This window comes from Kitasatospora sp. NPDC057512 (assembly GCF_042802135.1).
Taxonomy (GTDB): Bacteria; Actinomycetota; Actinomycetes; order Streptomycetales; family Streptomycetaceae; genus Kitasatospora.
Map to the genome: position 1 here is coordinate 1 of NZ_JBHVET010000231.1, position 11,148 is coordinate 11,148.

The window sequence follows — 11,148 nt, forward strand, 5'->3', positions numbered from 1 at the left end:
GGGCAGCGGCAGGCGTGCGTCAGAAGTACCCCTCCCGCTTGCGGTCCTCCATCGCCGCCTCGGAGAGCCGGTCGTCCGCACGGGTGGCGCCGCGCTCCGTCGAGCGGCAGGCCGCGAGTTCCGCGATGACCTGGGCCGGGGTCGTCGCCTCCGAGTCGACGGCTCCGGTGCAGGACATGTCGCCGACCGTGCGGTAGCGGACCAGCCGGGTCTCCAGGCGCTCGCCCTCCCCCGGGCCGCCCCAGGCGCCGGGAGCGAGCCACATGCCCGCGCGGGCGAACACCTCCCGGGGGTGGGCGTAGTAGAGCGCGGGGAGGCCGATGCCCTCGCGCTCGATGTACTGCCAGACGTCGAGCTCGGTCCAGTCCGAGAGCGGGAAGACCCGGACGTGCTCGCCGGGGCCGCACCGGGCGTTGTAGAGCTGCCAGAGCTCGGGGCGCTGGCGCCCCGGGTCCCAGCCGCCGGACCCGTCGCGGATCGAGAACACCCGCTCCTTGGCCCGGGCCCTGTCCTCGTCCCGGCGGGCCCCGCCGAACACCGCGTCGAACCCGTGCCGCTCGATCGCGGCCGTCAGCGGAACGCTCTGCAGCGCGTTGCGGCTGCCGTCGGGCCGCTCCCGCAGCCGCCCGTCGTCGATGAACTCCTGGACGGAGACGACGTGCAGGCGCAGCCCGTGGGCGGCGACCAGGCCGTCCCGGTGGGCGAGGACCTCCGGGAAGTTGTGCCCGGTGTCGACGTGGAGCAGCGGGAAGGGCAGCGGCGCCGGGCCGAACGCCTTGCGCGCCAGGTGCAGCAGGACGATGGAGTCCTTGCCGCCCGAGAAGAGCAGCACCGGCCGCCCGCACTCGCCCACCGCCTCCCGGACGATGTGCACGGCGGCCGACTCCAGCAGGTCGAGCTGGGAGAGGCCGGGCGGGCCGGTGCCCGGTCCCTCGGTCGGAGCGCCGCCGGCCGTCACGGCGCGCACAGTCCCCGGTCGACCAGGAGCGCGCGCAGCGCCCCGACCGACTCGGCCGCGCTCTGCCGGTCCGTGTCCAGCCTCAGGTCCGGCCGCTCCGGTGCCTCGTACGGGTCGTCCACCCCGGTCAGGCCGGTGAGCAGCCCCGCGCGCTGCCGCGCGTAGAGGCCCTTGACGTCGCGCCGGGCGCAGACCTCGACCGGCGCCGCGACGTGGACCTCCAGGTACGCCGTCCCCGACTTCTCGTGTCGCCTGCGCACGGCGTCGCGGGCCTGCTCGTACGGGGCGATGACGGGCACCAGCGTGAGGACGCCGTTGCGGGCGAGCAACTCGGCCACCAGGCCCACCCGCTGGACGTTGGTGTCCCGGTCGGCCCGCGAGTAGCCGAGGCCGGCCGAGAGCAGGCCGCGCATCTCGTCCCCGTCCAGCACCTCGGTCCGGCGGGCCTCGGCCCGCAGCTGTGCGGCGAGGGCCCACGCGATCGTGGACTTGCCCGCGCCGGGCAGGCCGGTCAACCAGACCGTGGCCCCGGGAAGGCCCTCGCGGGCGGCGGAGCGGGACGGATCGTTCACACCCGCTAGAACGAGGCCGGCGCCCCGACGACACGATGCCGGGCGGCTCCGTACCCCCGCGGGGCTCCACCTCGTTGGGTACCCATGTGAGCGCATCCTCCTTCCCGCAGGTCCCGTACGGGCACGACCACGGCCTCTCCCGCCCGCCGAAGGTCTTCGGCCTCGGTCTGACGCGCACGGGCACGCGCTCCCTGACCGCGGCCCTGGGCGTCCTGGGATTCGACGTCGTCCACTACCCGGTCGACGGGGACACCTACCGGACGCTGCTGGCCGGCAGTGCGCGGTTCCCGCTGCTCGAATCGCACGACGGCCTCACCGACATCACCGTCGTGCCGTACTACCAGGACCTCGACCTGGCCTGGCCGGGCAGCAGGTTCGTGCTGACCGTCCGCGAGGAGGAGAGCTGGCTGCGGTCCTGTCGGACGCACTGGGAACGACCGCTGCCGGACCGGGGCGACGGCAGGGACGTCCGCCTCGAACTCGACCTCCAGCGTTTCCTGCGGACCGCGGTGTACGGCTGCCAGGCGTTCCACGCGGAGCGGTTCCGCGGGGTGTACCGGCGGCATGTCGCCGAGGTGGCCCGGTACTTCGCGGACCGGGACGGCGATCTGCTCGTCCTCGACGTCGCCGGGGGCGAGGGGTACGAACGGCTCGCCCCCTTCCTCGGCCTGCCGGTCCCGGACGAGCCGTTTCCCCACGTCAACTAGGAGCCATCCGGCCGGTACTCCGGTGAGGGTTCTCCGTCGGGCCCCGCTCACCAGGTCACGGGCAGTGACCGCATCCCGTAGATGAACGACTCGGTCCGGAACTCGCGCTCGCCGGCCGGCCGCAGCCCCGGCAGCCGGCGGAACAGCGTCTCCAGGGCGATCCGGAGTTCGGCGCGGGCCAGCGGCTGGCCCAGGCACTGGTGCACGCCGAAGCCGAACGCCAGGTGCCGCCGGGCGTCCCGGTGCAGGTCCAGCTCGTCCGTCGCCCGATGGCCGGCGCCGCCGAACACCGCCTCGTCCCGGTTGGCGGTGGAGAGCATCGCCATCACGCCCTCCCCGGCCCGGACGGTGACGCCGCCCAGCTCCACGTCCTCCAGCGCCACCCGGGGCAGGCCGGTGTGCACGATGGTCAGCAGCCGCAACAGCTCCTCCACCGCGCCCGGCAGGGTGGCCGGGTCGGCCAGGTCGGGGATCTGCTCGGGGTGCTCCAGCAGCAGCGCGGTCGACAGCGCGATCATGTTCGCGGTCGTCTCGTGCCCGGCGATCAGCAGCAGCACGCCCATGGCGGCCACGTCGACCGGGGTCAGGTCGTCCCGCGCCGCGAGTCGGCTGAGGAGGTCGTCCTCCGGCTGTGCGCGCTTGCGGGCCGTCAGGTCGCGCAGGTAGTCGTGGACCTCCTCCTGGGCCTCCCGGAGCTGCTCCACGGTGCTCTCCTGGTTGAGCATCGTGCGGCTCAGGCGCTGGAAGCGGTCGTGGTCCTCGTACGGCACGCCGAGCAGCAGGCAGATCACCAGCGAGGGCACCGGCAGCGCGAAGTCGGTGACCAGGTCGGCCGTGGTCCGGCCCGCGGTCATCCGGTCCAGCGCCTCGTCCACGATCCGCTGGATCTCCGGGCGCAGCGCCTCCACCCGCTTGACCAGGAACTCCCCGGTGAGCATGCGGCGCTGGCGGGCGTGCTCGGGGTCGTCGAGCCGCAGGAAGTCCGGATTGTCGGTGATCAGCTCGCGAGCGCCGGCGATCAGCAGCGGGAAGGTCGGGTGGCGTATGTCGGCGCTGAACCGGCGGTCGGACAGCACGGTGCGGACCTCGGCGAAGCCGGTGACCAGCCAGCAGAGGTCGCCGTCGGGCAGCTCGGCCCTGGTCACCGGCCCGGTGGCGGCGGCCTCGGGGTACGCGGGCGGCGGGCCGAACGGGCAGCCGCCGGAGTGCCGGGCCGGCAGGGGGAGGACGGGGGTGGTGGGTGCGGTGGTCAAGGCGGGGGTCTCCTCACGTCGCGGGTGTTCTCGTGGGGTTCGGGGCCCGGGAAGGTTCCCGGCGGCCTGCGGGGCCGGCGGCGGGGGTCCGTCAGGCCCCGGTCCGCGCGGGCTCGTCCCCGGTGACGGTGATCGCCCGGCCCGGGCAGAGCTCGGAGGCGAGTCTGACCTCGTCGAACTGCTCGGGCAGCAATACGGTCTGACGGAGCCTCACCAGACTGTCCCGGTCGTCCTGGTCGAAGACCGCGGGGGCGTTCGTCACGCACATGCCGGAGCTGCAGCAACGGTCCCGGTCGACGCTCACCTGCATGTCGGGCACCTTTCGCCAGGGCGGCGCCGGCTGCCCGGCGGCCGCCTCTCGTTGTCACGGTCAAACTAGCCGTCGCCGGTCCGTTTACGGACGGGTAGGGTGGCCGGACCGAGAACGGCTGATTCGGCCCCTGTGGGTGAACCCCCTTTGCGGCACACTGCGTTCAACTCGCGGCACTTCGCCGGAGGGGTCGGCGGACCCGGCCGCGCGGACGGCCTCACAGGCCTTCGGCAGTGGGCAACTCCCTTACGGACGCCACCGTGTCGGCCCCGGCGGCGCTCCTGTCCGGCCGGTGATGCACCACCCGGGCGCCGGCCCGGCGGCGCAGCGGGGGCCGCGCTGGAGGCCGTCGAAGGCGACCTCGACGACCGGTTCCGGCCGGACCGGCACCGTCCGGCCTCCCGGGCGAGCACCTCGGCGGTCCGCCAGGCGATCGTCCGGCCGGTCAGCCCCTTGAAGGTCCCGCCGAGCACCACCCACGCTCCGCTCATGACGGAACCTACCCGGGGCGGAGGCCTCGATGCCGTCGCGTCGCGGTCAACGCCTCGGTGCGGACGGTCTGTTCGAAGCGGCCGTCCGGGCTGATGTCGGTCAGCGCCCTCCGCAGGTCCCGTTCGAAGGCGTCCTTCCGGCGGCCGAGCCGGGCGGGGGTGAAGGAGGAGTGCGAGAACTGGAGGCCGACGACCTCGTCGAGGGTGCGGTCGACGCGGTACGTCCAGTGCTCGGCCGTGACGCGGGGGAAGGGAGAGCGCCGGAGGATCTCCCGGTTCGACTCCTCCTGCTCCGGACGGGAGCCGTCGTCCTCACCACCGGGGAGCGTGCGGTAACCCTCCCGTACCTCGTCCACGGCACGCGACCACGCCGTCCCGGCCGGTTCCGTGGCGACGAGGACCACGCCGCCCCGAGGGTTGACGAGGCCGTCGAGGTCGACGAGGACCTGCTCGCGGGACATCCAGTGGAACGACCGGCCCATGACGCAGAGGTCCAGCGGGGGAAGGCCCAGCGCGCGCAGGTCCGAGGAGTCCCCCCGCCGCCACCGGATGGTGTCGACGTTCTGCCGTTCGGCGATCGACCGGCCTTCTTCGAGCATGCCCGGTTCCGGGTCCACGGCGATGACGCGGGCGACCAGCCGGGACAGCGGGATGGCCAGGATGCCCGGTCCGCATCCGAGGTCGAGGGCCGTCTGGGTCCCGTTCAGCCCGAAGGTCTCGGCGAGGAAGTCGAAGAGCTCCCGCGGGTACCGCGGCTGGTAGCGGGCGTAGTGCGACGCGCCGGAGGCGAAGAGCTCACCCGGGGAGGACATCCGGACCTCCGACGACCGGCCGGGGCGTGCCGGGCGGGTTCAGCACGGCCCCGCCCGGGCGGGTGAAGGGCGGCGGGGCTTCCGGCAGGCGGTCGGCGACGGCCTCCCAACGGGCTCGCGCCCGGCCGGTGTGCGGCGAGGGCCTGCGGTCCTCGGGAGGCACCGGGAATCCGGTCGTCACGGGCGGCTGCACGGGCGTTCCTCCGACAGGCGGTGGATCGGGGAGGGCGGAGAAGGCGGGAGGCCGGGTTGCGGTGCGTATCACCACGTGCACCATAAGTCACAGGTAGGTGGTTCGTCCGACGACTGATCGCCGTCGCTCCAAGCCGAGGAGGCGGGACATGGCGCCCCACCCTCACCCCGACCCCGCGAAGCCGCGTTCCGCACCTCGTCCGAGCCTCGCGGACACGACCTGTGTGATCACCGGAAGCGCGTCGGGCATCGGCCGCGCCGTCGCCCACGCCTTCGTCGGCGCGGGAGCCCACGCCGTCCTGGTGGACCGGGACTCCGACGGGCTGCGCCGGGTCGCCGGTGAACTCGGCCCGGCGGCCTCCGTGGTGGTGGGCGACATCTCGCGGCACGCGGACTGCCGGGAGGCCGCGCGGGCGGCCGAGGGGACGGCGCTGCCGGTCCGGTCGCTCGTCAACTGCGCGGCGAGCTTCCTCGCCCTCGGTGAGGGCGCCGGCCCGGCGGACTGGGACCGGAGTCTGGGCGTGAACGTCAAGGGCAGCGCGATGATGACGTCGGCGCTGGCCCCCCTGCTGCGCGAGGCGCGAGGGGCCTCGGTGGTCAACGTCGCGTCCGTCTCGGGGCACATCGCCCAGCCCCACCAGTGGACGTACAGCGCCGGCAAGGGAGCGCTGCTCGCGCTGACCCGCTGCCAGGCGCTCGACCTGGCGGACGACGGCATCCGGGTCAACAGCGTCTCGCCGGGCCTGATCTGGACCCCGGAGACCGACCGGATGACCGGCGGCGACCGGGCCCGCTGGGGTCCCGTGCTCGGCGACCACCACATCCTGCGGCGGGTGGGGCAGCCGGAAGAGGTCGCGGCCGTCGTGCTGTTCCTCTGCGGGCCCGGCGCGTCGTTCGTCACCGGCGCCGACCTGCCGGTCGACGGCGGCTACCTGGCCATGGGCCACAGCAGGTCGGAACCCGAGGTGCTGCCGGGGCGCAGGGGCGACCGGGCCCGTGCCCGGCACGTGGACGGGACGCCCGCATGATGCACGCCGTACTGGCGACCGGCAATCCCCGCAAGGCCGCCGAGATCGTCGAACTGCTCCACGGGGTCGTGGAGTTGCTGCCCCGGCCCGGGTGGCTTGCCGAGGTCGTCGAGGACGGGACGACGGTCGAGGAGAACGCCTACCTCAAGGCCTCCGCGGTGGCCCTCGCGACCCGCCTGCCCGCGGTGGCCGACGACACCGTGATGGAGGTGGACGCCCTCGGACGCGCTCCGGGGCTGTTCTCGGCCCGCTACGCCGGTGAGGGCGCGGGCGACGCCGCGAACGTGGCCAAGGTGCTCGCCGAGCTGGCGGGTGTCGCCGCCCCGGGCCGGGGAGCCCGGGTGCGCACCGTGGCGCTGCTCTGCTACCCGGACGGACGGCGGGTGGTCAGCGAAGGGGTCGCCCGGGGCCGGATCACCGAACGTCCGCTCGGCGACCGGGGGTTCGGCTACGACACCGTGTTCGTGCCCGACGACGGCGACGGACGCACGCTCGGCCAGATGACCGCGGACGAGAAGGCCCGGCTGTACTGCCGGGGGCGGGCGTTCCGCGGCCTGGCCGCCACCCTGAAGAGCGCGGCATGCCGGTCGCGCTAGAGCTCGGCGGACACGCGACGGTCCTGATCCGGGCGGACGCCTTCACCCTGCTCTGCGACCCCCATCTGCACGACAGCTACCGCGGCGGCCTGCTCGGCTTCGCCCCGGCCCGACGCGTCCTGCCGCACGCGCTGCCCCGGCCCGACGCGGTGTGGATCTCCCACTCCCACCGCGACCACTTCGACCTCGCCTCCCTGGCCCGGCTCGACCGGACGCTGCCGGTCCTGCACCCCGACGACCCGAGGATCGCGCACGCCCTCCGCCGGCTGGGCTTCCGCGACACCGTCGTGCTGCGCGACTGGACGGCGTTCAGCCCGTGCCGGGGCGTCGAGCTGACGTGGACGCCCTCGACGATGGCGGTCCCCGAGCACGGGCTCGCGGTCCGCACCCGGGACGCCTTCGTCTGGCACATGGTCGACAGCCTGGTCACGCCCGCGTGGGTGCGGCGGCTGCTCGCCGACGGGCCACCCCCGGACGTCCTGCTGGCTCCCTGCCAACCGATCGAGGAGACCCGCAGCGTGGAGGGCGTCCCACCCGGAGCGGCCCCGGACTGGTCCGATCCGCTGACGGCGCTGCTGGCACAGGTCCGTCCCGCACACGTGGTCCCGCTGCCGGAGGGGCAGTACGGGCTGGGCGAGGCGGCCTGGCTCAACGGGCACAAGTTCCCCGTACCGCCCCGCCTGGTCGACCGGGCGCTGCGCGCGGACGACCCGGACCGCCGGGTGCTGCGCCCCGGCCCGGGAGACCGGCTCACCGTGACGGGAGGCACGGTGCGGTGGGAGGAGGCCGCCGTGGAGTGGGTGCGGGCCACGGACGAGCCGCGCGACCGCGGCTACCGTCCGGGAAGCTGGATCGGCCGGCTGGCCGCGCGCCCCGGTCCCGCCGCCGAGGAGGGCCGGAGCGCGCCGGATGCCCACGACGGAGCGGCGGCACTGGACCGGCTGCTCCCCCGGGCCGACGCCCCCTCCGGCCGGGTGGCGGTGCCCGGCCTCCCCGACCTCGCCGCGGCCGCCCGCGGCCGGCTGCGCGCCACCGCGTACCGCTTCGTCACGGTGGGCGCCGACGCGGAACCCCTGGCGGAGCGGACCGTACGGCTGGGCGTCGACGGCACGCTGTCCGCCCTGCCATCGGAGAGCGTGCCGGACGTCGAACTGGCCGTCTCCGTCAGCGACCTGGACGACCTCCTCGACGGGCGCCTGGGCTACTCCGCGGCGCAGTACGGGGGGCGGCTGCGCGAGGTACGGCCCGGGCCGGCGGCCGATCCCGACGCCGGTCCCGCCGTTGTCACCAGCCGTCATGACCCGGTCCCCGCCACCGGGGCGGTGATGCTGTCGGGCATCGGACTGTTCGCGATCCTGCTGCGCGCCCGGCTCGGTTCGGCGCTGGTGGAACTGGACCGCGAGCTCGACGCGCGGCTCCCGGACCGTCCGCTGCCTCCGGTGCGTCCGGCACGTCCGGTGCGTCCGCCCTCCGCGCCGCGGACCCGTCCCCTTCCCCCGGTCGTCCGGCCACAGCCTGGGGGCGGGGAGCAGCCGCCTCGGTTCTGGCCGCGCATCGCCCGTTGCCTGGCACGGGGCGAGGACCCGTCCGTCGCGTCCGGGACGTTCACCGACGCGGGCCGTACGCACTACCTCGGTGTGCTCGGGCGCGGCGAGTGGCCCGCGCCCGGTCCCGGTCCCGGTCCGGACGACGGCGTGGGGCTGCTCGTGCTGACGAGCCTGCTGGACGCCCAACCCCACCTCGGCGGCGGGGTGCGGTTCCCGGATTCCTCCTACCGGCGGTTGCTGGCGAACATCGAGCGCTCTCCCGTCCGCCGGTGGCGGGTACCGGCGGCGCTTCCCCCGGGGGTGCGGGTGCCTCGGTGGCGTGCGGCCTCGTTGTTCCCCGTCTCGGCCGAGCGGCTCCGTGCCGACCTGGCCCGCCGGGGCTGGGACGGCGAACTGCTCGGCCCGGTCGGTCCCGACCCGGCCGTGACCGGGGAAGCCGAGCGCTGCTGGTGGCTCGGCGTGCCCCCGCTGGAGGGGCCGCCCGACGGCCGGCGGGCCCTGGTCCTCCGGGAGTCGCCCGGGTGCCGGCTGCACGGCCTGGTCGAGGCGGCTCCCGGGCCGGAGGACCCGGCAGTGGGACAGCCCGACTTCCGGGTGCGGGCGGCGCTGTCCCGCCCGGCGGCGCCACCGGACGCCGTCCTGCACGCACTGCTCGGCGGTGACGTGCGGTTCTCCTGGCTGCTGCCGCCCCGGGAGACGGTGCGGAAGGCCGGGCGGGCCGTGGACCCGGTCGCCTTCGCGGAGCGGGTGGCCCTGCTCGCCCTGGTGGAACTGGCCCGCCGGGCGTACGCGAGGACCGGGCTGCCACCGGCCAGCGCCGACTGACCCCGACCACCTCCCCCGGCCACTTCCCACCTCAAGGACCGTGATGCTCACCGAACTACCGCCCCGGCACCGCCCGGACCACCTCCGCGCCGCGTGCGTCGTCCTCGACGGGCAGGACCGGGTCCTGCTCACCGAACCGCGGTCGGCCGACGAGCGGCCCGGCCTGCCCTGGGCCGTCGTGCCACCGGGCACCACGGCTCGGGAGGTCGCCGCGGACGTGGCCCGCCACGCCTGCCGACAGCGCGTGGCCGCGGCCCGGCTGCGCTACCTCACCGAACTCCACCTCCCGCCCGGCCCCCACGGGGAAGCGCCCCACGACCTGCGGGTGTTCGTCCACCGGTACGTGGGCGCCTCCCGGCGCACCGCATCCGGCCCAGGCCTGCGCTGGAGCCCGCCGCAGCCCGGCACCGGGGAGGGCACCGGACTCGACGCGGCATCCGCCTACTGCGTCGGCGAGTTGCTGCGGCACCGCCTCGGCGACGCCGCGGACGGCGGGATCCGTGCCGTGGCCGAGATCGAGGACGAGGCCCGGCGGCTGATCGGTCCGGTCCCCGCGCTGTGGCGCGAGGACGGAGCGGCCCGCGTGGTGGTCATCGGCCCACCCGCCGTCGGCAAGAGCACCCTGCTGAAGCGGCACACCGCCCGCGCTCCGGACACCGAGCACGTGCGGGACATCGTTCCGGTGCGCCGGGGCCGGTCCCCGGGCCCGGACAACTACCTGACCCGCTACCTGCGCGGGGACGACGCCTCGGGGTTCTACTGCCAGATGGAGACCCTGCTGCTGCGGGTGCTGCAGAACCTCCGCACCGGCGAGACCGGCGTCATGGACCAGGACGTGCACAGCTCGCTGGCCTACGCCAAGGCGCTCCGGCTGAGCGGCGCCCTGAACGCCCAGCAGTACGAGACGTACTACCGCTACCACCATCTGATCACCTCCGCGCTGCCGCCGCCCGAGGCGGTGGTGCACCTGACCGCCCGTACCGACGTGCTGATGCGCCGGCTCCGCCGCCGCGACCGCGTCCTGGAGCGCTCGTTCACCAGCTCCTACGTGTCCCTGGTGGCCCAGTGCTTCGAGGACGTGGCCGAGGAGCTCGCCCCGCGGATCCCCGTCCACCACCTCGACACCTCCGAGCTGAACCCCGACCAGGTGCTGGCGCGCTTCGAGGAACTGCTCCCCGTGCGCACCGGCTCCGCCGACCGAAGGACCGACCGACATGACCAAGCCCAAGCTTGACTGGCGCAATCCGGGACCCGCCCCGACCGGCGGCCCGCTCATCGACACGTTCGGCCGGGTCGGCGGCGACCTCCGGATCTCCGTGATCGACAAGTGCAATCTGCGGTGCACCTACTGCATGCCGGCCGAGGGGCTGCCCTGGCTGGAGAAGGAGGAACTCCTCACCATCGACGAGATCGACCGGCTCGCCCGGCTCTTCCACTCCCTCGGGGTGCGCGACTTCAAGATCACCGGCGGGGAGCCGACCGTCCGCCGGGAGCTGCCCGAGATCGTGGCCCGGGTGTGCGCGCTGGAGGGGGTGGACGTCTCCATCACCACCAACGGGCTGCTGCTGGACCGCCTGGCCCGCCCCCTGCGGGAGGCGGGGCTGCGCAGGATCACGGTGTCCTGCGACTCCCTGATGAGGCACCGCTACGCCGAGATGACCCGTCGGGACGCCTTCGACAAGGTGACCGCGGGGCTGGCGGCGGCCCGTGAGGCGGGATTCGACCCGATCAAGATCAACTGTGTGGTGATCCGCGGCAGCAACGAGGACGAGGCCGTCGACTTCGCCCGCCTGGCACGGGAAGGCGGCTACGACGTGCGCTTCATCGAGTACATGCCGCTGGACGCGGAGCGGACCC

11 protein-coding genes are annotated in these 11,148 nt (G+C 74.7%); 6 read left to right on the forward strand and 5 right to left on the reverse strand.

Going from position 1 to position 11,148, the window contains the following annotated elements; genetic code table 11:
• Positions 1–19: 19 nt before the first annotated feature.
• Positions 20–958, reverse strand: a complete 939-nt coding sequence (cysD, locus tag ACFU6K_RS17245) for a sulfate adenylyltransferase subunit CysD (RefSeq protein ID WP_380663866.1) — start codon at positions 956–958, stop codon at positions 20–22.
• Positions 955–1,530 carry an adenylyl-sulfate kinase gene (gene cysC, locus ACFU6K_RS17250; protein WP_380663851.1) on the reverse strand — a complete coding sequence of 192 codons (576 nt, stop codon included), beginning with the start codon at positions 1,528–1,530 and terminating at the stop codon, positions 955–957. Before cysC ends, cysD begins: the two co-directional genes overlap by 4 nt.
• Before the next feature lie 86 nt (positions 1,531–1,616).
• Between cysC and ACFU6K_RS17255 the strand changes: the two genes are divergently transcribed.
• The gene (locus ACFU6K_RS17255) at positions 1,617–2,237 is read left to right on the forward strand and encodes a sulfotransferase family protein (protein WP_380663853.1); all 621 of its coding nucleotides are present in this window, start codon (positions 1,617–1,619) and stop codon (positions 2,235–2,237) included.
• 47 nt (positions 2,238–2,284) lie between these two features.
• Here ACFU6K_RS17255 and ACFU6K_RS17260 read toward each other — a convergent pair whose 3' ends face one another.
• The 3 genes from ACFU6K_RS17260 to ACFU6K_RS17270 all read right to left on the reverse strand — a co-directional run bounded on the left by ACFU6K_RS17260 (position 2,285) and on the right by ACFU6K_RS17270 (position 5,103).
• Positions 2,285–3,490 carry a cytochrome P450 gene (locus tag ACFU6K_RS17260; protein ID WP_380663855.1) on the reverse strand — a complete coding sequence of 402 codons (1,206 nt, stop codon included), beginning with the start codon at positions 3,488–3,490 and terminating at the stop codon, positions 2,285–2,287.
• Positions 3,491–3,581: 91 nt separating this feature from the next.
• Positions 3,582–3,800, reverse strand: coding sequence for a ferredoxin (locus ACFU6K_RS17265; RefSeq protein ID WP_380663856.1), 219 nt, complete (start codon positions 3,798–3,800; stop codon positions 3,582–3,584).
• Positions 3,801–4,299: 499 nt separating this feature from the next.
• Positions 4,300–5,103, reverse strand: a complete 804-nt coding sequence (locus ACFU6K_RS17270; RefSeq protein WP_380663858.1) for a class I SAM-dependent methyltransferase — start codon at positions 5,101–5,103, stop codon at positions 4,300–4,302.
• A gap of 416 nt (positions 5,104–5,519) precedes the next feature.
• Here ACFU6K_RS17270 and ACFU6K_RS17275 point away from each other — a divergent pair, with 416 nt between their 5' ends.
• From ACFU6K_RS17275 to ACFU6K_RS17295, 5 genes are all read left to right on the forward strand, one after another.
• Complete coding sequence (locus ACFU6K_RS17275) at positions 5,520–6,323, forward strand: SDR family oxidoreductase (RefSeq protein ID WP_380663859.1); 804 nt, start codon at positions 5,520–5,522, stop codon at positions 6,321–6,323.
• Positions 6,320–6,919 carry a non-canonical purine NTP pyrophosphatase gene (locus ACFU6K_RS17280; protein WP_380663860.1) on the forward strand — a complete coding sequence of 200 codons (600 nt, stop codon included), beginning with the start codon at positions 6,320–6,322 and terminating at the stop codon, positions 6,917–6,919. Before ACFU6K_RS17275 ends, ACFU6K_RS17280 begins: the two co-directional genes overlap by 4 nt.
• Positions 6,904–9,291 (forward strand): MBL fold metallo-hydrolase, encoded by a 2,388-nt coding sequence (locus ACFU6K_RS17285; protein ID WP_380663862.1) that lies wholly within the window; start codon positions 6,904–6,906, stop codon positions 9,289–9,291. Before ACFU6K_RS17280 ends, ACFU6K_RS17285 begins: the two co-directional genes overlap by 16 nt.
• Before the next feature lie 43 nt (positions 9,292–9,334).
• The gene (locus ACFU6K_RS17290; protein ID WP_380663863.1) at positions 9,335–10,525 is read left to right on the forward strand and encodes a deoxynucleoside kinase; all 1,191 of its coding nucleotides are present in this window, start codon (positions 9,335–9,337) and stop codon (positions 10,523–10,525) included.
• On the forward strand, positions 10,506–11,148 hold a 643-nt coding region (locus ACFU6K_RS17295; protein ID WP_380663865.1), incomplete at its 3' end, for a GTP 3',8-cyclase MoaA. The genes ACFU6K_RS17290 and ACFU6K_RS17295, both read left to right, overlap by 20 nt.

What these genes read in the sequence shown, in the direction of transcription:
- ACFU6K_RS17270 (WP_380663858.1), bottom strand. Translation starts at nt 5,103, where the DNA reads ATGTCCTCCCCGGGTGAGCTCTTCGCCTCCGGCGCGTCGCACTACGCC.
- ACFU6K_RS17290 (WP_380663863.1), top strand. Translation starts at nt 9,335, where the DNA reads ATGCTCACCGAACTACCGCCCCGGCACCGCCCGGACCACCTCCGCGCC.
- ACFU6K_RS17280 (WP_380663860.1), top strand. Translation starts at nt 6,320, where the DNA reads ATGATGCACGCCGTACTGGCGACCGGCAATCCCCGCAAGGCCGCCGAG.
- ACFU6K_RS17285 (WP_380663862.1), top strand. Translation starts at nt 6,904, where the DNA reads ATGCCGGTCGCGCTAGAGCTCGGCGGACACGCGACGGTCCTGATCCGG.
- ACFU6K_RS17265 (WP_380663856.1), bottom strand. Translation starts at nt 3,800, where the DNA reads ATGCAGGTGAGCGTCGACCGGGACCGTTGCTGCAGCTCCGGCATGTGC.